This window comes from Alicyclobacillus contaminans DSM 17975, assembly GCF_000429525.1.
In the GTDB taxonomy this organism is placed as follows: domain Bacteria; phylum Bacillota; class Bacilli; order Alicyclobacillales; family Alicyclobacillaceae; genus Alicyclobacillus_A; species Alicyclobacillus_A contaminans.
In genome coordinates this window covers 1-19,797 of record NZ_AUCA01000020.1, presented here as the reverse complement: position 1 = coordinate 19,797, position 19,797 = coordinate 1, and the positions used below count along the sequence as shown (strand labels likewise).

Sequence of the window (19,797 nt, the reverse complement as noted above, 5' to 3'; positions counted from 1 at the left end):
GCCCGGGCCGGTGTGTTTGACACTACTTTTTTCGCTGTACTATAATACGTCTGATTAACGATTCGTGTTGCTTGGAGGGAGGGAGAGAGATGTCCGAAATCAAGGTTCGCAAGAACGAATCTTTGGACAGTGCGTTACGCCGTTTCAAGAAAGCGACCGCGCGCGACGGTATCCTTGCCGAAGTTCGCAAGCGTAAACACTACGAGAAGCCGAGTGTTGCTCGCAAAAAGAAGTCCGAAGCCGCACGCAAGAAACGGCGGTCTTATTGATTCCGGTGAACAGGGGGATTTCCAGTGAGCTTGACCGAACAACTCTCCGAAGACTTGAAGCAGGCGATGAAAGCCAAAGACAAAGTCCGCTTGTCCGTGGTCAGGATGGTCAAGGCCGCTGTGAAAAACCGGGAAATCGAATCCGGATCGCCCCTCTCGGACGATGACATCCTCGCAGTCATCCAGAAGGAACTCAAGCAACGCCGCGACTCCCTCCAGGCGTTCGAGAGTGCCGGACGTGTCGACCTGATGGAAGAAGTTCAGGGAGAAATCGATGTCTTGATGTCGTATCTTCCCAAGCCATTCACGGAAGATGAACTGAGAGAAATCGTTCAAGGTGTCATAGCGGAACTTGGTGCATCTGGAAAGTCTGACATGGGGAAAGTGATGTCCGCGGTTATGCCGAAGGTGAGGGGTAGAGCGGACGGACGTCAGGTGCAAGCAGTGGTCCAGTCATTGCTCTCCTAAAAGCTTCCTTGTCCTAAGGGAACAAATCTTCATACACAGATCGCTGCGGCGTGGTTGTGCGCTGGCAGCGATTGTTCTGGGAAACCCGCCGAACTTCGGCGGGTTTTTTATGCTATCCGCATGGGCGCAGGTGTTCAGGCGGCAGTACTAGCCCCGGGGCGTCCTTCATACGATGAACTGAGAAGGAGGGACAATCATGCGCACCTGGAAACAAAAAGTACGCCGTGCTGCGACGAATTGGTTGTCCTTGCCGCCTGATGCGCTGCTGGACATCTCCCGCCTGACGTGTCTGGATGGCCGGGAAGTGATTGTTGAAAACATCCGTTCCCTCTTGCATGTGTCGGACACGGTCGTGGACATCAACCTCGGAGATTCCAGGCTGCGGCTGACCGGACATCAGTTCGTGGTCACGCTGGTCACGGAGAAAGAGGTACATGTGCAAGGAACGGTTGAATCGTTGACATACCTGCGGACGAAGGAGGACGCGCAGTGAGACGTCCCCACCTGGAACACCTCCTGTTGGGAAGCCTGTTGCTTGAAATTCGGGGCAAGAATTCGGCGCTTTGGCTGAAAGATCTGCAGCACCGCGGCGTGCCCCTGTTTGATGTTCGCCTGCACGGGGATTCCGGTACTGTAACCGTCGGACTGCGGGATTTTCCTGAAGTTTACGAGGTCTGTCGGCGTCACGGCGTAAAGCTTCGCTTCGTGGCAAAGGCGGGGTTTCCGTTCTGGCGTCGAAAGCTGTGGCGCCGTAAAGTTTTCCTGTTGGGGTTTGTGGCGTTTTTCGCCGTTCTCTACGGACTGAGCCACGTGGTATGGCAGGTCACCGTGGTCGGCGCGGAGGAGGATACCCAGCAGATGGTCCTGCAGACGGTGCGAGAAATGGGAGTACACCGCGGAGCGTGGTCCAACCGTTTGCCGGCCAATGACGAGATTCAAAGTCGACTCCTCCAGAAGCTCCCGTCCCTGATGTGGGCCGGCGTACAGATTGACGGCAGCCGGGTGACCATCGAAGTCGTTCCAAAGGTTCCCGATGTGGCTCCTCCACCGAGCGCTCCGCATGACATCCTGGCGGGGAAGCCGGGGGTGATTCGCAAAGTGTACGCCAATCGGGGCACGGTCCTCGTCCAGCCCGGTCAGGTGGTCCATCCAGGGCAGGTTGTGATTTCAGGGAATCTGGGAAATGGGATCAAACGGGTGCCCGCCGATGGTCAGGTGTTCGCCGAGGTCTGGTATAATTCCCGTATCAGCGTGCCCCTGCAGGTCGAGCAGGCGGCGCTCACCGGTCGGCGTGTGGAGCGCGGATATCTGACCTTGGGATCATTTCGAATCCGCCTGTGGGGATTTGAACAGCCCGACTTTACGCCGGGGTTTGAGCGAGAGGTGGAGACCGACTGGAAACTCGGCGGCTGGCGGCTTCCCGTGCAGTGGACAACACGGACGCTGTTTGAGGTGTCGGCCACGCCATTGCAGCAATCGGAGCAGCAGGCGGAGGCGGCGGCACTGCGCTTGGCGGCCCAGGATGTTCAGGCGCAGATGCACGGAGACGGAGTGGTTCTCGGGCAGACCGTTTTACATCGCGAAGTCGAGCATGGTAAGCTATATGAAACGATTGTGACCAAGACGGAAGAAGACATCGGGGTTGTCTCCTCGCTGCAACAGCCCGCAAATCATGCGCCGGGGTCAGCTGCATCGCCCTCATCCTGAGGCGACATCGGCCGCATGGGCAACTGTGATAAAGGAGTGGGGTGCCTGTTGGCGCAAGAAATCATCGTTCGCAAATGGGCGTTCGCAAACAACGACGAGGCCGTATCCGTGTTGGGGCCGAACGATGCATTGCTGCAATTGTTGGACGACGCCTATGCGGAGGCCAGGGTGACCACGCGGGGAACCGAGGTCAGCCTGACCGGGGCAGAATCTGCGGTGGAGTCGATGTACGCCGTGCTGCGCGCAGTGACGCAATTGGCGCAGTTGGGCGTACATTTGTCTGAGGGCGACTACAGGTATGCCATTGAGTTGGCGAAAGAGGGCGAGATTGACGAACTGGTCCCGCTCTACACGGCGGAGGTGGCCACCACGTACCGCGGCAAGGTCATCCGCGTGAAGACGCTGGGTCAGCGCCGGTATGTGGACGCCATTCGGAAAAACGACATCGTGTTCGGCGTGGGTCCGGCCGGGACGGGCAAGACGTACCTGGCGGTGGCATTGGCGGTCATGGCCCTCAAGCGTGGAGATGTGAAACGGCTCGTACTCACGCGTCCCGCTGTGGAAGCGGGAGAAAACCTCGGTTTCTTGCCCGGTGACCTGCAGGAGAAGGTCGATCCGTACCTGCGCCCGATTTACGATGCGCTGTACGATGTCTACGGCGTCGAACAGGTGCAGCGGGCCTTTGAACGAGGCAATATCGAAGTGGCGCCGCTGGCGTACATGCGCGGACGCACGTTGGACGATTCTTTTGTGATTCTCGACGAGGCACAGAACACGACTTCAGAGCAGATGAAGATGTTTTTGACCCGGTTGGGATTCGGATCGAAAATGGTCATCACCGGCGATGTCACGCAAATCGACCTGCCGCGCGGACGGCTGTCCGGCCTGGTGGAGGCGAGCCGCCTGTTGACCAACATTCCTGGCATCGCGTTTCACCACTTCAGCGGTCAGGACGTCGTCAGACACCACCTGGTGCAGAAGATCATCGAGGCGTACGAAGGCAACAGCACTGCGGCTGCCGATTGACGGTGGGCAACGGCGGCGCTGCCCGCTTCACACAGCACGAGCGAAGACGCGTCTGGTAAGGGGAAATTCCATTGAAATGGTCGAACTGGAACCACACGGTACAAAAGTTCCTGGATGACCCGACATTTCGAGAAAGTCGCCGGCTTCGCGTGATCATATATTTGGTCATGGGGCTGGTTCTGTACTTGGTCCTGATTGGGAGCATTCTGCCGCCGCGCTACCATTTCCAGGTGGGGCAGACGAGCCCTGTGACCATACGAGCGCCCATCACGGCGGTGGACACCCTGGCGACGCAACAGGCCAAGCAGGAGGCGATGGACAAGGTTCCGAAGCAGTACGAACAGTCCACCGCCGTCGAGGAAGACGCCGTGAACACCGTTCAAAAGGTGTTCAGCACGGCCGCGCAGGTGAATTCGGACAAATCGCTGTCGCCTGCGGAGCGCTTGCAGGAGTTGACGGCGGTGGCGCCGCAGAAAGTTTCTTCCTCGACATTGCAGGCCATGCTGGCCATGAATTCACACGAGCTGGGCGTGCTGGAGAGCGTTTCGGTACGAATCGTTCAAGATTTGCTCGGCGCACCATTCTACGAGGATTCCGTACAGCAGGCGGGCTTGCTCGTGGAACGTCAGATGCAGACGTTTGACCTGGACCGCGTGTCGCGCCTGATTGTACAGGACGTGGTGCAGAGCGTGTTGAAGCCGAATATGGTGTACAAGCCGGACGCGACCAAAGCGGCGCGGGAAGCCGCCGCGAAGGCAGTGCCCGACGTGTACATTCACCAGGGGGACGTTATCGTCTCGAAGAACGGGATCATCACCCAGAGTGTGCAAAGTCGGCTTCGTGACGTGGGTCTGTACAGCAATCAGCCGAATTACAAAATTTTTCTCGGCTTTGCCCTGTTCATCGCGTTGTCCATCGGCTTGGTGGCAACCTATATTGAGCGGAGATCGTCGCGGCGGCGCATGGACAACCTGATGCTCATCATCCTCGGTCTGGTGCTGCTGTTGATGTCCATACTCATCGCCTGCACCAAGGGCATTCTGAACAGTGGTGGTCCCACGTCGGTGGCCTACGCGGTCCCCCTCTCGGTGGGAGCCATGCTGGTGACGGTCTTGGCGGACGCGTCGCTGGCGGTGGTGGTCTCATTTTATGTCTCTCTGTTGTTCGGGGCCGCCCTTGGCGCGGATTTTTGGTATGCGTGCATCGCGTTTCTCGGCTGTCTGGTCGGAGCGTACAGCGTCGCCAAGGTCACGCACCGCGGCACATTCATGCGCGCGGGCTTTTTGGTGGCGGGTGTGAACGTGCTGGCCATCACCGCCATGTATCTGATGCAGTCGGACAACCGAATGGATTTTCACACGTTCTCGCTCCATGTCGGATTGGGCATTCTGAACGGGGTGATCAGCGCCGTCCTGACCATTGGGATTTTGCCGTTTTTTGAGACGGCCTTCGGCCTGCTGACGTCGATTCGGTTGTTGGAACTGTCCAATCCAAACAACCCGCTGTTGAAGAAACTGTTGATGGAAGCACCGGGCACGTATCATCACAGTTTGATTGTGGGAAACCTGGCGGAAGCGGCGGCGGAGATTGTGGGTGCAGATCCGCTCATCTGCAGAGTCGGCGCCTATTATCACGATGTCGGCAAGACCAAACGACCGCTGTTCTTCGTTGAGAATCAGATGACGAAGGACAATCCGCACGATCGCATTGCACCGAGCCTAAGTCACCTCATCATCACGTCACACGTGGCGGATGGCCTGGAGATGTTGGAGAAGGCGGGATTGCCGAAGCCCATTCGCGACATCTGCGCCACGCACCACGGAACGACCATTTTGTGGTATTTCTACAACAAGGCTCGGGAAGCTGACAAGAACGGTACCGTGCATGTGGACGACTACCGCTATCCAGGCCCGAAACCGAAGACGCGCGAGTGCGCGATTGTCATGATCTGCGATGCGGTGGAAGCTGCGGTCCGAAGCATGCAGCGTCCGACGCCGAACCGCGTAGAGGGCGTGATTCGAAAAATTATTCGAGACCGTCTGCAGGACGGCCAATTGGACGAGTGCGACTTGACGCTGCAGGATTTGGACGTGATGGTCGGCGCATTCATGAAGACGTTGAAGGGAATCTATCATTCGAGAATTGAATATCCAGATCCGGAAAAAATCCGAAAGGAAGTATCCAGGTGAGCGTTGTGGTGCAGAGTCATTTGGACGTTCGGGTGGATATGTCTGCGTATCCCGCCCTGGACGAGTCATTTGTGCAACGCGTGCTGCAGGCGGCAGGTGAACGCGTCCAAACCTCAGGCGAGGTGTCTGTATCGTTCGTCGACGATGACGAGATCCACGCCTTGAATCGCGACTATCGAGGGGTGGACAGGCCCACGGATGTCCTCTCCTTCGCGTTGCGGGAAGGAGACGAGATGCCGGTCGGCCCGGGGGAACCGGAGTGGTTGGGCGACATTGTCATCAGTATTCCGCGCGCTGAGGAGCAAGCGTTGGAATACGGTCACAGCATGGCCCGGGAAGTGGGCTTTCTGCTGGTGCACGGTTTTCTGCATTTGATTGGCTATGACCACCAGGACGAGACTGCGGAACGGGAAATGTTCGGGCTGCAGGAAGAGGTTCTGCAGTCGCTGGGCCTGACGAGGGGCCCCTTTTCATCGTGATTGGCAAGACGTTCGGTCGGCCGAGGCAATCATTGCCGAGGTCGTTTGCAGCGGCGTTCGCCGGCATGTGTCACGCGTTGGTCGCCGAGCGGAATATGAAGATTCACTACACCGCTGCGAACGTCGTGTTGGTCTGGGCGCTGTGTGTGCGACCGCCGTTGGCGGTAACCACCACCCTGGTGGTGGTTTCGTGCTTGGTCATGGCTGCCGAATTGGTGAACACGGCGGTGGAACGGGTAGTCGATTTGGCCTCTGAAGGCAAGCACAGCGCCATCGCAAAAGCGGCGAAGGATACGGCGGCCGGTGCGGCGTTGATGGTCAGTGCGGGAGCGATTGCCGTCGGAGGTTTCGCCATGGCGGAAACCTGGCCGTGGCATTGGCGCGGCTTGTCGGAGGTACATATGGGCTCGGCCGTGTTGGCGCTGGTCGGGCTCGTCATGTTGTGGATCTGGGGTCTGTGCGTTCGATATTGGCGCGGCTGCCAGGACGGGAAGCAGGAGGTGAAATGATGACGAAGACATCGGAAGCACAGTACAGGTCCGGGTTCGCTGCTTTGGTGGGACGCCCGAATGTGGGGAAATCGACGCTGCTCAACGCGTTGGTGGGTCAGAAGGTCGCCATCATGTCGAACCGGCCGCAGACCACGCGGAACCGAATTCGCGGGGTGTTGACCACGCCGGAGATGCAGATTGTGTTCATCGATACGCCGGGGATTCACAAACCGCATCACCGGTTGGGGGAATACATGGTGGAAGCGGCCGAGGCCACGTTCCGCGAGGTCGATGTCATTCTGTTTGTGTGTGACGTGACCCAACCGAATCACCCTGGGGACGATCATGTTTTGGAGAAGCTGAAAAACGTTCAAACGCCGGTGTTCCTCGTGTTGAACAAGGTGGACGCGGTGGAGAAGCCGAAGATTCTCGAGATGATTGCGACGTATCGAGACAAGCATTCGTTCGCGGAAATCATTCCGGTGTCCGCGAAGCATCAGGAGCAATTGGATGTGCTCACTGCGGCGCTTGCACGCGTGTTGCCGGAAGGACCGCAGTTTTACCCGGCGGATATGGTGACGGATCATCCGGAGCAGTTCATCATCTCTGAGATCATCCGTGAAAAGGTGCTGCACCTCACGCGCGAGGAAGTCCCTCATTCGGTCGCTGTCGGGATTGAACAGCTCGAACGACGGGAGGCGAGCGACGTCCTTTACATTCACGCGGTGATCTACACGGAGCGCGACAGCCAAAAGGGCATCCTGATTGGCAAACGAGGGGCGATGCTCCGCAAGGTCGGCCAATTGGCGCGCCAGGAGTTGGAGGCGCTGTTTGGAAACAAAGTGTACCTCGAACTTTGGGTGAAGGTGAAAAAGGATTGGCGCAACGAGCCGAGCATGCTCCGCCGATTCGGGTTTGACGACGTGTGATGGACCGGGCTGGCAGTTTGTTCATAGTATATTGATGTTGGGCCGCGGCACTCTAAGTGTGAGGCACCCTGAGACACCACGCAGCTGAAGGAACATTCTAAAAGGGGATGGTTTGGTTGCGGGAGTTTTCATGGAGATACTTCACATTGACGGGTGACATCGACGCCTATTTGCTGTACAAAAGACATCAGGAACTGGTGGAAGATTCAGCGGACGGGCACGAAGAACCGGCGGCCGCCGGAGAGCCATCCATGGATTGAGTCCAGGGTTGTCCAATCCTTACGGGAGTGGGAACGTCGGTTGCTTTACAACACAGAAGCCATCGTGGTACGGAATATTGCGTACGGTGAATCGGATGCCATCGTCACGCTGTTGACGCCTTCCGGTCGACTCGCCGTTCTGGCCAAGGGTGCCAAAAAACCGCAGAGCCGGTACGCGGCCGGAGTCCAACTGTGTGTTCAGGGCGTGTTCACACTATACCGGAGGTCGGGAATGGGCACCCTGTCCCAAGTGGAAATTGTCAACGCAAGGCGGCACTTGCGGGAAGACCTGCAACGGGCGGCGTATGCCGCCTATTTTTGTGAGTTGGCGACGGCGGTTGCCGAAGAGGCGCCGCATGGCAGTGAAACGCTGTACCGTCTGCTGGTGAGGGCGCTTGATAAGCTCGAGGCAGCGGCGCAACCACCGCTGATGGCCCGCGTTTGGGAAACCAAAATTCTGCGTATGGCAGGGGCGAGTCCCGACTGGACCACATGCGTGCGATGCGGTCAGCCACTCGGGGAGGGACCGGCGCCGGTGGCATATCTGCCCGGTGAGGGTGGCTTTGTCTGTCGGCGCTGTCTGATTCCCGGCACGGCGGCTGATACGATGTGGACAGTGCCCGCCGTGGTTCCGAGAATCTTGAAGAGTTTTGAAAGCGTACCTTGGACGAAGCTCGGGTCGGTTCAACTGCGGCCTGCAACTCACCGGACGGTTCGGCGAATCCTCGAGGTGCAGTTGCGAGATTTTGCTGGTTTGTCTCCCAAATCTCGAGCGATGTTGGAAAGCATTGATGCGGTGTTTCCATCGACGGAAGAGGAAGGACCGGAGAGCGACGGATAGACGGTTGTGCATCCTCAGGGCCGGTCCGATATACTAGGGATAACCCACGCAGGGACAGCGTAACGGTCTGTGCTGCCTGCCAGCAGGAGCGGGGGGTGCGATTATCGACCTGACAAAGCGTCAGCAACAGATATTGGAGATTGTGAAGCGGCAGGGACCCATCACCGGGGAGCGGATCGCCGAGTTGTTGTCGTTGACCAGGGCCACACTGCGTCCGGACCTGTCCATTCTCACGATGGCTGGCTACCTCGAAGCGCGTCCGCGCGTTGGCTATTATTACAGTGGCAAACGGAACGGCGATATATACGGTGAGGCATTGCGGAAACTGAAGGTGAAGGACTACAAGTCCGTTCCCGTGGTTATCGGTGAAAAAGCGTCCGTGTATGACGGGATAGTGACCATGTTCATGGAGGATGTCGGAACGTTGATTGTGGTTCGCGACAGCCTGTTGCAAGGGGTGGTATCCCGCAAGGATCTGCTGAAGGTGGCCATCGGTGGCGGAGACATTCGGCAATTTCCCATCAATATGGCCATGACGAGGATGCCGCATGTGGTGACCGTGGATATTGAGGAGTCCCTGTACGAAGCAGCGAGCCTGATGGTTCGCCACGAAGTGGATTCCTTGCCCGTGGTGCGTCCGCATCCGGAGTCAAGCGGTTTGGAAGTCGTGGGACGTGTCTCCAAAACGACGATTACACGCGCGTTCGTGGAACTCGGACAGTATCGCGAGGTGTAGTGGATACCTTGGGGGGAACAATGATGCCTTCGAAAACACCGATTGTCTACATCGTCTCCGATTCCGTAGGAGAAACGGCGGAGTTTGTGGTGCGGGCGGCGGCCAGCCAGTTTGACGGCGGGAACGTCGACCTGCGCCGGGTTTCGCACGTGAATGACGTGTCCGTGCTGGACGAAGTGGTGGCGAGCGCCCGGGAGGAGAGTGCCATCATCGCGTACACCGTGGTGGTTCCGGAACTGCGCGAACACCTCGCCACCGCCGCGGCGGCCGCCGATGTACCGTTGGTGGACATCATGGGGCCCATGTTGGCAGCGTTTGAACAGGTGCTCGGTGAACGACCCCATCACAAGGCCGGGTTGGTGCATCAACTGGATGACGAATACTTTCGCCGCGTCGAGGCGATTGAGTTTGCGGTAAAATATGATGATGGCCGGGATCCGCGCGGACTCGAACGCGCCGATATCGTGCTCGTGGGAGTCTCCCGGACTTCGAAAACGCCGCTCAGCATGTATCTGGCGCACCGGCGGCTGCGGGTGGCGAATGTTCCGCTGGTTCCGGAAGTCGCGCCACCGGATGAACTGTTTCAACTGGAACGCCGGAAAATTGTCGGGCTGACCATTCGCCCGGACAAGTTGAATCTCATCCGCCAGGAGCGGCTGAAGAGTCTCGGTTTGACACCGGACGCGAGTTACGCCAGTCCAGAACGCATCGCGCAAGAATTGGAATACGCGAACGGGATTCTGGCCCAATTGGGGTGTCGCGTGATTGATGTCAGTGACAAGGCGGTCGAGGAAACGGCGGCCATCATCTTGGAATACGCCGCCCGCCGTAAATAATCCCCAGATGCCCAGGCGCACCGTTGGTCAAGCAGCCCGTGCGGTGGGCTTGACTTTTCTGTGCAGGTCGCGAACATAACCTGTTTAAATGCGCCATAGACTTGAATGCAGGAACGTGGATGAGGATAAATTTAACTGTGTGCGTCGATACTAGAGGTTGTTTCACCAGGCGACGTATGTCCCGCCGTCGTTCGCCCTTTGGCGATGTCGATTGGCGGCGAAAAACGTCACATGATTTTTTGTACAAAGGGAGGAAATAGACGTTTTGTTGTAGAATAAAACACATTACAGTGAAAAGCAACACAGTGAATGGATGCATTCGGCAGAAGGCATCGGCACTCGTTTTGCTTTCGCCCCGTGTATCCCAAAGAAGGTGATGGGGTGACAAAAGTTCCCGACGAATGGGTCGAGGAATTGCGCCAGCGCGTGGACATCGTGGATGTCGTTTCCGAGTATGTTCCGTTACGTCGTGCGGGTCGCTCCTTCGTTGGTCTCTGTCCGTTTCACAACGAGAAGTCGCCGTCGTTTTCGGTATCCCCGGATCGACAATTGTTTCACTGCTTCGGTTGCGGCGCGGGCGGTACAGTGATTCGTTTCGTCATGGATATAGAAGGCCTTACGTTTCCCGAAGCGGTTGAGAAATTGGCGCATCGGGTAGATTTGCAATTGCCAGCGGGCTTTCACCGACAGGGCGAGACACCGCCGCAGGACAGCCGCCGCCAGCAGATGCTGGACGCACACCAACTGGCCGCGAAATACTACAACTACATTCTAATGAATACCGCCGCAGGTGTGCAAGCCCTAACGTATTTGGAAGGCAGAGGAATTTCGCGGCAAACCATTATGGATTTTGAATTGGGCGCTGCACCGGACGCACCCGACGCCCTGGTTCGATTTCTGCGAAAACGCGGATATTCCCCGTCGCTGATTGTGGAGTCAGGGCTCGGGGTTGCGATGGGCGCCAAGGTTGTGGATCGGTTTCGAAACCGAGTCATGGTGCCCATCCGAGATGCAGAGGGGCGGGTGATTTCGTTCGGCGGACGCGCGTTGACCGCCGACGCGAAGCCGAAGTACCTGAACTCTCCCGAAACGGAGCTGTTCCACAAGAGCGAAGTTCTGTTCCATTTCCACGCAGCGCGCAAGAACGTTCGGAAATCGCGAACCGCCGTCCTATTTGAAGGATACATGGACGTGATTTCAGCGTGGCAGGCGGGCGTCCGGCATGCGGTGGCGACCATGGGCACCGCGTTGACCGAAGAGCATGCACGGCGGCTGAAACGGTATGCCGACGTGCTGGTCATTGCCTACGATGGCGATGCAGCCGGTCGCAAGGCCACCAAGCGCGCGCTGGAGATTGCCGCGAATTACGGGCTCACGGTGCGGGTCGCTCTGTTTCCAGATGAGATGGATCCGGACGAGTTCGTCCGTGAACGCGGTGCCGCAGCCTTTCAGCGACAGGTGCACAATTTGGCGGTGACAGAACTGGAGTTTCTGCTGGAGGACCTGCGGTCAGAGGCCGCCTTGGACAGCATGGCGGGCCGGACCGACTTTCTGCGCCGGGCGCTCGCCCTTTTGGCGGAACGGGCGAGCCCCATTGAACAGGATGCCGAATTGCGGCGCCTGAGCAGTGAATTTCAGGTATCTCCGGAGGCGTTGCGCCAAGAGCTGGCGATGGTCGCAAAGCGACGCCCCAAGCGGAACCGACAGTCTCGGATGGCGGCACCTGAAGAAGTGCATCGTGCGTCTGTGCCGGTGCAGGAAAAGGATGTCTCCGCCAGTCAGCGGATACTGCAGGCCTTGTTGGTGGAGCCGCGGGCGTATGAATGGTTATTGTCCCGCGGCGTGGATGAATTGGCCACGGTGGAACAGACCGCGCTGTTGGCCAGATTGTATCATTTTCGCAGCGTGCATCAGGACGGCAGTCCCAGCGCGTTTTTGGACTCTCTCGAGGATCCTCTCTTAATTCGATTGGCTTCATCATTACTTATGGAGGATCCACCGGAGTGTTCAGAGGCGGTCATTGACGACTGTCTGCGGATTTTCAAACTGCACCGAGCGGAGCGGAAACTTCGCGAAGCCATGAAGGAATTGGTTCAGGCACAGGTCGATGGCTGTGACAATGTGACGGCGCTCAAGCACACAGTGGAGGAACTCCAGGAAACGTGTGCTGCGTTGCGACAGCAACTTGCCGGCAGCATGGTCACAGGGTAAAGGAGGCGGGAATGAAATGAAAGACAACAGAGAAGAAGCCCGCGATGGAGAACGTGGACTCACCCTTCAACAAACCAAGGATGCCCTGGTCGCGCTTGGCAAAAAGCGTGGGACGCTCACGTACCACGAAATCGCGAACCGACTCGCTCCGTTCGATGTCGATCCCGACGCGATGGACGAATTCTTCGAGCATTTGTCCGAGCTTGGCATCGACGTGGTGAACGGCCGCGACGACGATGAAGACGACGATTTGGAAGACTTGGACGACGCCGACGACGAGGCGACTGAGCCGGCAGACGGCGAAGATTTGGACGAGGAGCGCATCGACCTAAACGACTTGACGATGCCGCCCGGAGTCAAAATCAGTGATCCGGTTCGCATGTATCTGAAGGAAATCGGGCGTGTGCCGCTGCTGTCCGCCACAGAGGAAATCGAGCTCGCAAAGCGCATCGAGGAAGGCGACGAAGAAGCCAAGCGTCGCCTGGCAGAGGCCAACCTTCGCTTGGTCGTGAGCATTGCGAAGCGCTATGTGGGGCGCGGCATGCTGTTTCTTGACCTGATTCAGGAAGGGAATCTCGGCTTGATCAAGGCCGTGGAGAAGTTTGACTACCGCAAAGGATATAAATTCAGTACGTACGCCACGTGGTGGATTCGCCAGGCCATCACGCGCGCCATTGCGGATCAGGCGCGGACGATTCGAATTCCGGTGCACATGGTTGAAACCATCAACAAGTTGATCCGGATTTCGCGGCAGCTGCTGCAGGAACTCGGCCGTGAACCGACTGCGGAGGAAATCGCTGCGGAAATGGACCTGAGTCCCGAAAAAGTGCGGGAAATCCAGAAAATTGCCCAGGAACCGGTCTCTCTGGAAACTCCGATTGGCGAAGAGGACGATTCGCACCTGGGAGACTTCATTCCGGACGACGATGCGCTGGCGCCTGCCGACGCGGCCGCGTACGAATTGCTCAAAGAGCAGCTCGAAGACGTGCTTGACACCCTGACCGAGCGCGAAGAAAACGTGCTCCGTCTCCGGTTTGGGCTGGACGACGGCCGGACGCGCACGCTGGAGGAAGTCGGCAAGGTCTTTGGCGTAACCCGTGAACGGATTCGCCAGATTGAGGCGAAGGCTTTGCGGAAACTTCGCCATCCGAGCCGCAGCAAGCGGCTGAAGGATTTCCTCGAGTGAACCGGTACAGTTGCGTGAAAACGGAGAAGACGGGACCGCCGCAAATGCGACGGTCCTGTCTGTGTACGCTTGTGCAAGCGCTTTCTTTTCGGGCGGGGTTACGGGTATAATGGATGCGTCACGGGGAGGGATGGCGGACATGAATTTCGAATTTAGTTCGGAACAACAGATGATTCGTAACATGGTTCGTGAGTTTGCGGAAGCGGAAATCGCACCGAAGGCGGCGGAACTGGACCGGAACGCTCGGTTCCCTATCGAAATCTTTGATAAAATGGGAAAACTAGGGCTGATGGGGTTGCCCATTCCGGAGGCGTACGGCGGAGCGGGAGCAGATATGATCAGCTATTGCCTCGCGCTCGAAGAAATCGGCAGAGCCTGTGCGGGCACCGGGCTCAGCTACGAAGCCCATGTTTCACTCGCCTGCGTTCCATTGTTGCTCTACGGCACGGAGGAACAGAAGCAGAAGTATCTCGTACCTCTCGCGTCCGGCGAAGGCATCGGATCGTTTGGGTTGACCGAGCCCGGAGCGGGATCGGATGCGGGTGGAACGCGCACCACCGCCGTGCTTGACGGAGATTCCTGGGTGATCAACGGGAACAAGATTTTCATCACCAATGGCGGCTACGCGAAAACGGTGGTGTTGACCGCAGTCACCGATCCGGCGACGCGCGGCATCAGCGCGTTCATCGTGCCCACAGACACACCGGGCTTCTCGACGTCAAAACCCTATGAAAAGATGGGGATGCGCGCATCGAACACGGTGGAGCTCATCCTTGAAAACGTACGGATTCCGGAGGAAAACTTGCTGGGCCCGTTGAACGCGGGGTTCAAGCAGTTTCTGTCGACGCTCGACGGAGGGCGCGTGGCCATTGCGGCGCTCGCGGTCGGCATTGCCCAATCGGCGTTCGAGACAGCGCTCTCCTATGCGAAACAGCGCACACAATTCGGGCAGTCCATCTCCAAGTTTCAGGCCATTCAGCACAAGCTGGCCGATATGGCGATGCACATTGACCTCGCCCGCACCGCCGTGCTCAAAGCGGCCTGGCGCAAGGACCAGGGCTTGCCGTACACGCTCGAAGCGTCCTACGCGAAGCTGTTCGCGTCGGAGATATGCACGGAGACGTGCACTCAAGCGATTCAGATTCTGGGTGGAAACGGTTACATGAAAGAGTACCCTGTGGAGCGGAACTTGCGGGACGCCAAGTTGATTGAGATTGGCGAAGGCACTTCAGAAATTCAACGTTTGGTGATTGCCCGACAGTTGGGATGCTGACGAGCTGCGGATGGGGGCACGGGACCGGAAGGCGGGCGACATCCGCCGGGCCGGTCCCTTCTAATTTCAAGGACGACCACCATATACTTTACCGTCAAGGACGGGTCGGGCTCAGGGGCGGGTGTGCGGCAAAGGGGTGTCATGGTGGTCTTTCGATGGAGCTTCAGAGGAATTCTGGTCGGTTTGGTGTGGCTGGCAGGGATGTGGGCCATATGGACTTGGATGGCCATCGATGTGCGGCGGCGGGGCCGGCGGGAGAAGCCGCGGCCCGCGCACTGTGCCGTGATCTTGGGGGCGTACACGAATGGGTACCGCCCCAGCGCAACCTTGAGAAATCGACTGCGAGCGGGGCTCCATTTGTATCGTCTGGGGTATGTGTCGTATTTTATTGTGAGTGGCGGACGAGGAGAAGATGAAACCGTCAGCGAATCTCGTTCGATGAAACGGTTTCTGATGATGAACGGAGTCCCTCCGCACGCGATTCTCGAAGACCGGCACTCCACGGATACGTGGGAAAATCTCGGAAACAGCCTGCGCGTCATGCAGGAGCATGGCTTGAAATCCGCCGTGATTGTGACCAGCGACTACCATCTGCCGCGCGCACTGGCCGTCGCCAAAGTGCTCGGAATGGACGCATCCGGCTATGCGGCGTGGTCGAACATGCGCGACCTTCGCGTCGCTCGGCGCGAAGTGCTGGCGCGGGTGTTGTACGTTCTCCGGGGAAAAGCCGTGTGGGTTCGGAAAGGAAGAATCACTTGACCATCGTACTGTCTCATCGGTTACAGTGGCTCGCGGATCGAGTGCATGGGCCCTCGGTGGCCGATATCGGAACCGACCACGCCCTGTTGCCCATTTACCTCATTCAGTCGGGGCGTTGCACCTCGGCCATTGCGTCGGACGTGGCGGCCGGGCCCTGCCGCAGCGCGGCGGAGAATGTGCAGCGGTATGGTCTCCGGCGGGTCATTTCCGTGCGCCAGGGCAACGGCCTGGCGACCATTCGGCCCGGCGAAGTCGACACCGTGGTGATTGCGGGCATGGGCGGCGCCACTGCCAGCGAGATCCTGCGAGCATGCCCAGAGGTGGTCGATACCCTCGGGCGCGTGTTGATACAACCCATGAACGCGTCCGGCGCCGTGCGACAATGGCTGCTGGACGCTGGCTTCACGTTGAAGGAAGAAGCCGTCGTAACAGAAGAGGGACGCTTTTACGAAGTCTTGTCTGCCGAGCGGGGAACTGCTCCCGATGCCGCGTACGAAAGATATCGCGGTCATCCCGAGGAAATGCGCTTCGCGGTGCACTACGGTCCGTTTCTGTTGACTGCGGACGATGCGGTGACGCGCGCGTATTTCCAGCAACTTTGGAAGAAACTGCGGGAACAGCTGCAGCAAGTACGCCAGGGTACCTCGGCGTCCGCCCTGCGGCGCGCCGAAGATCTGGAAGCCCACATGGCATTCATCGCTCGGTGGCATCCAGTAGGATAGGAGGTTTGCTCGTGAGCAAGGTAACCGTCCGCGACGTGATGGACGTGGTTCACCGTCATGCACCACCGGAACTGGCGATGGACGGTGACGTGATAGGTCTGCAGGTGGGGCGTCTGGACAAGCCCGTGCGTCGGATCTGTTTGGCGCTCGATCCGTCTCCCTCCGCCATCCACGCCGCCATCTCGGCACAGTCGGATCTATTGTTCACACATCATGCGTTGATCTATCGACCGCTAAAGGTCATTGACACCAGTACGGCGCGCGGCCGCGCCCTGCAGGCGGCACTGGCCGCGGACCTCGCCATCTGCAATGCGCACACCAACCTCGATGTGGCGGAAGGCGGCGTCAACGATGTTCTGGCCAATCTGTTGGGATTACAGCAGGTGGAGGTGCTCGACCCCTTGCGCCGCGAACGATTGCAGAAGCTGGTGGTTTTTGTTCCGGAAACGCATCACGAACAGGTGTTGCAGGCCGTGTGCGCGGCGGGGGCGGGCCACATCGGACAGTACAGCCACTGTACGTTCAGCGTCGAGGGACAGGGAACGTTTCTTCCGCAGGCGGGCGCACAACCATTCATCGGCGAGGTCGGGCGGTTGGAACGCGTGGCGGAAGTGCGGCTGGAGACGGTGGTTCCGGAACCTCTGGTCCCGTCGGTGGTCCGCGCGATGTTGGCCGCGCACCCCTACGAGGAAGTGGCGTACGACCTGTATCCTCTAGAACTTCCAGGGAAATCATTCGGTATTGGCCGCATCGGTACGCTGGCCGAGCCGATGCCGTTGTCCGCGTTCTCCGAACAGGTTCGAACCCGACTTGGACTCGCGCATATTCGATTTTCCGGAGATCCCGGTATGCCCGTCCAGCGTGTCGCCGTGCTCGGTGGATCCGGCGGTGGTTGGGCGGCCAAGGCATTGGCCAAAGGGGCCGATGTCCTCGTGACCGCTGATTGTAGCCACCACGTGGTCGCGGATGCCTGGGACGATGGACTCGCCATGATTGACGCCACCCATGCTGCGATGGAGCGTCCCGTGCTGCAGGCGGTCCAAACGTGGTTCAATGAAGCGTTCGGTGCAGCGGTGCAGGTTCACATTGCGGATGTGGAAGAAGATCCGTTTCGTTGGTTATGAGCCGTGCACAAGGGCCCAGCCAGATGCGTTCCGCCGTTTGTCTGCGTATGCATACGTTTTCCAGACATTTGCACTTGAACATTCATTCGCGGATGCGATATACTCATACTTGCTGACTTGAACAGGGGAGTAAGCTGGGCAACCGCCGGTGCAGTGCCGAAAGGCCGCACGGGAGGAAAGTCCGAGCTCCACAGGGCAGGGTGCCGGATAACGTCCGGCGGGAGCAATCCTAGGGAAAGTGCCACAGAAATGGAGACCGCCGATGGATTGTGCGGCTGCGGCTGCGGTCGCGCGTCACAGGCAAGGATGCAACGGTGCGGTAAGAGCGCACCAGCAGCCTGGAGACAGGCTGGCTAGGTAAACCCCACCTGGAGCAAGACCGGATAGGAGCGCACATGTGGTGGCCCGCCACGCGCTCGGGTTGGTCGCTTGAGCCGGCTGGCAACAGTCGGCCTAGATAGATGGTTGCCACTCCATATGCGTGCGAGGCAGCGGGGCGCCGCGTCCATTCTGGATACGGGCGTCAGTCTGCCGTTTGCAGCACGCGGAGTACAGAACTCGGCTTACAGGCTTGCTTCCCTGCAAGGTACATACCCTTTTGATTCACCGCATCATCATGTTGACGACATGTCCATGATGGTGCGGTTTTTCGTTGTATTTGACAGTGGTACCCCAATGGGGTATATCGTGGTTCCTGTTTGTCCCATGGGCACCCCGTCGTGGAATTTACGTAAATTTGGAACGGGATTAAGTCAGGGTTCCAAATATGCCGTAACCACAAGGTTTGTTGGTTTTCTGTCTTGTTCAGAGGATAGAAGTCAGTTTACATACACGCTATAACTCCGTTACGGGTCTGACGTTAAGTACACACTGGAACAGGCAGAACAGGAGCTGGAAGAAGCGAAAGCAGTCATGTGGGAACGGTTGAACCAGATTCGCGAAGCTAAGCTAAACCGTCAACCCCGCCGCAGTTCCCACACCTGTTCATCGTAATCGACGAAGGTATGGTGCTGTTCGACAGTGAAACGGCCATGCGGCCAGGGTATGGCAGCCGCCTGTAACAATGCATCACCATGCCTTGGTTGTTACAGCTATTTTAATTGATTGTTTGCAAGGTTCAGTTGCCAAGAAACACCGTATCTATCTGTGACCCACCCAAATTTTTTACTAACTGGAGAAGAAGCTAATGGCATGAGAACTTGTCCATCTTGAGATAACTTATCAAAGAGTTCATCAATTTCTGTCTCCGTGTCGCACGTTACAAATAGCGAGATCGAAGGAGTAAATGCAAACTCATGCTTAACTCTACTATCTATGCACATAAACGCCCTTTAATTTGAATGTAGCATGAAGCACTGTTCCATCTTCATGATGAAAAACACTATTTATTTCTGATTGGTCAAATAAAGAGACGTAAAAATTCATGGCTTCTTCAGCCTTACCATCAAACATTAAAAACGGCGTGATTTTGGACATCCCGAATAGACTCCCTTCGTTTTATAAAAATGTAGCTACATCACACTTTTTAATCACCATTATGGGAATCGTTTTATGAAACTAAACAACCAGGATGACTATCCATACTATAGCACGCTGGTCGTATCCAGCAACCGGAAAATCACCGGAAAGAGACCGGACTCGCTAGGCGACATATCCTGCTACACTGGCATCAGTGGAGAGTATCCACCACGGGGTGTTTGCGGAGTGTCGTTGTTACGCCAGTCCACCGCTGGCGTTGGTACACGGCGTATTGAGCCCGACTTTGTCAAGACAGATGGGATGGCTTTTAAGAGAGAGATAATAGACTTTCAATTCAGATAAAAACGTCTCACGCTGCGTTCTGAGGAGAGTGTCGGTGGTTGGAGGAACGGGTGCAACCGGCCGGCCGTTGGTCAGCCGGTTATCGCGGCAATCGCCAACCGCTTGCGTCGGGAAGGGACACGGAGACCGCTTGGAGGCCACGACTGGAGTGGAGGACCGCACGGCCAGCGTATTGAACCCCACATTGTCAAGACAGATGGGATGGCTTTTAAGAAAGAGATGATAGATTTACAATTCAGATAAAAACCGTCTCACGCTGCGTTCTGTTGCATTTTCCAGTTTCTGAATTCCGACGGTGACCGATAACCTAGTGCGGAATGAGGTCGGTCCGTGTTGTAAAAGTGAATGTATGACTCGATCGCCGCTTTCGCCTCGGTAAAGCTGCTGTATTCTTGCAGCCAGACCTCCTCCTCCTTCAGCGACCGGAAGAATCGCTCGATGTATCCGTCAGCATCGGGGTTGTTGTAACC

The 19,797-nt window shown here is 57.6% G+C and carries 20 protein-coding genes, 1 other RNA gene and 1 pseudogene; 20 read left to right on the top strand and 2 right to left on the bottom strand.

Annotated elements, in window-relative coordinates:
- Positions 1–89: 89 nt before the first annotated feature.
- The 20 genes from rpsU to rnpB all read left to right on the top strand — a co-directional run bounded on the left by rpsU (position 90) and on the right by rnpB (position 18,088).
- On the top strand, positions 90–269 hold the full coding sequence (gene rpsU, locus G463_RS0108875) for a 30S ribosomal protein S21 (RefSeq protein ID WP_026974885.1): 180 nt from the start codon (positions 90–92) through the stop codon (positions 267–269).
- Between the two features lie 24 nt (positions 270–293).
- The gene (locus G463_RS0108870; protein ID WP_026974884.1) at positions 294–737 is read left to right on the top strand and encodes a GatB/YqeY domain-containing protein; all 444 of its coding nucleotides are present in this window, start codon (positions 294–296) and stop codon (positions 735–737) included.
- Between the two features lie 196 nt (positions 738–933).
- Positions 934–1,230 carry a YabP/YqfC family sporulation protein gene (locus G463_RS0108865; RefSeq protein WP_026974883.1) on the top strand — a complete coding sequence of 99 codons (297 nt, stop codon included), beginning with the start codon at positions 934–936 and terminating at the stop codon, positions 1,228–1,230.
- Positions 1,227–2,444 (top strand): sporulation protein YqfD, encoded by a 1,218-nt coding sequence (yqfD, locus tag G463_RS19575; RefSeq protein ID WP_051322119.1) that lies wholly within the window; start codon positions 1,227–1,229, stop codon positions 2,442–2,444. Before G463_RS0108865 ends, yqfD begins: the two co-directional genes overlap by 4 nt.
- 48 nt (positions 2,445–2,492) lie before the next feature.
- Complete coding sequence (locus G463_RS0108855) at positions 2,493–3,470, top strand: PhoH family protein (RefSeq protein ID WP_026974882.1); 978 nt, start codon at positions 2,493–2,495, stop codon at positions 3,468–3,470.
- A gap of 71 nt (positions 3,471–3,541) precedes the next feature.
- Positions 3,542–5,659, top strand: coding sequence for an HD family phosphohydrolase (locus G463_RS0108850; RefSeq protein WP_026974881.1), 2,118 nt, complete (start codon positions 3,542–3,544; stop codon positions 5,657–5,659).
- Between the two features lie 38 nt (positions 5,660–5,697).
- A complete protein-coding gene (ybeY, locus tag G463_RS0108845) occupies positions 5,698–6,138 on the top strand; it encodes an rRNA maturation RNase YbeY (protein WP_035486488.1) in 441 nt (146 codons plus the stop codon).
- The gene (locus tag G463_RS19570) at positions 6,135–6,647 is read left to right on the top strand and encodes a diacylglycerol kinase family protein (protein WP_051322118.1); all 513 of its coding nucleotides are present in this window, start codon (positions 6,135–6,137) and stop codon (positions 6,645–6,647) included. Before ybeY ends, G463_RS19570 begins: the two co-directional genes overlap by 4 nt.
- A complete protein-coding gene (gene era, locus G463_RS0108835) occupies positions 6,647–7,558 on the top strand; it encodes a GTPase Era (RefSeq protein WP_026974879.1) in 912 nt (303 codons plus the stop codon). Before G463_RS19570 ends, era begins: the two co-directional genes overlap by 1 nt.
- Before the next feature lie 116 nt (positions 7,559–7,674).
- Positions 7,675–7,818, top strand: a complete 144-nt coding sequence (locus tag G463_RS22275; protein WP_169725455.1) for a YqzL family protein — start codon at positions 7,675–7,677, stop codon at positions 7,816–7,818.
- Positions 7,819–7,858: 40 nt separating this feature from the next.
- A complete protein-coding gene (gene recO, locus G463_RS0108825) occupies positions 7,859–8,659 on the top strand; it encodes a DNA repair protein RecO (protein ID WP_026974878.1) in 801 nt (266 codons plus the stop codon).
- Positions 8,660–8,768: 109 nt separating this feature from the next.
- Entirely contained in the window at positions 8,769–9,395 is a 627-nt protein-coding gene (gene ccpN, locus G463_RS0108820; RefSeq protein ID WP_211227399.1) for a transcriptional regulator CcpN, read from the top strand.
- Between the two features lie 23 nt (positions 9,396–9,418).
- Complete coding sequence (locus tag G463_RS0108815) at positions 9,419–10,231, top strand: pyruvate, water dikinase regulatory protein (RefSeq protein WP_051322131.1); 813 nt, start codon at positions 9,419–9,421, stop codon at positions 10,229–10,231.
- Positions 10,232–10,612: 381 nt separating this feature from the next.
- Positions 10,613–12,442 carry a DNA primase gene (gene dnaG, locus G463_RS0108810; RefSeq protein ID WP_026974875.1) on the top strand — a complete coding sequence of 610 codons (1,830 nt, stop codon included), beginning with the start codon at positions 10,613–10,615 and terminating at the stop codon, positions 12,440–12,442.
- Positions 12,443–12,458: 16 nt separating this feature from the next.
- Entirely contained in the window at positions 12,459–13,628 is a 1,170-nt protein-coding gene (gene rpoD / locus G463_RS0108805; RefSeq protein ID WP_026974874.1) for an RNA polymerase sigma factor RpoD, read from the top strand.
- 139 nt (positions 13,629–13,767) lie between these two features.
- A complete protein-coding gene (locus G463_RS0108800; RefSeq protein WP_026974873.1) occupies positions 13,768–14,901 on the top strand; it encodes an acyl-CoA dehydrogenase in 1,134 nt (377 codons plus the stop codon).
- A gap of 141 nt (positions 14,902–15,042) precedes the next feature.
- Positions 15,043–15,660, top strand: a complete 618-nt coding sequence (locus tag G463_RS19565) for a YdcF family protein (RefSeq protein ID WP_051322117.1) — start codon at positions 15,043–15,045, stop codon at positions 15,658–15,660.
- Positions 15,657–16,382, top strand: coding sequence for a tRNA (adenine(22)-N(1))-methyltransferase (locus G463_RS19560; protein WP_051322116.1), 726 nt, complete (start codon positions 15,657–15,659; stop codon positions 16,380–16,382). The genes G463_RS19565 and G463_RS19560 overlap by 4 nt, the downstream gene beginning before the upstream one ends.
- An 11-nt stretch (positions 16,383–16,393) precedes the next feature.
- Complete coding sequence (locus G463_RS0108785) at positions 16,394–17,506, top strand: Nif3-like dinuclear metal center hexameric protein (RefSeq protein ID WP_026974872.1); 1,113 nt, start codon at positions 16,394–16,396, stop codon at positions 17,504–17,506.
- A 126-nt stretch (positions 17,507–17,632) separates the two neighbouring features.
- Positions 17,633–18,088: RNase P RNA component class A (gene rnpB, locus G463_RS21715), an RNA gene on the top strand.
- 509 nt (positions 18,089–18,597) lie between these two features.
- Here rnpB and G463_RS22270 read toward each other — a convergent pair.
- Positions 18,598–18,982 (bottom strand): annotated as a pseudogene (locus G463_RS22270) (VOC family protein).
- A gap of 596 nt (positions 18,983–19,578) precedes the next feature.
- A partial coding sequence (locus G463_RS0108780) for an integrase core domain-containing protein (RefSeq protein ID WP_026974871.1) occupies positions 19,579–19,797 on the bottom strand: 219 nt, incomplete at its 5' end.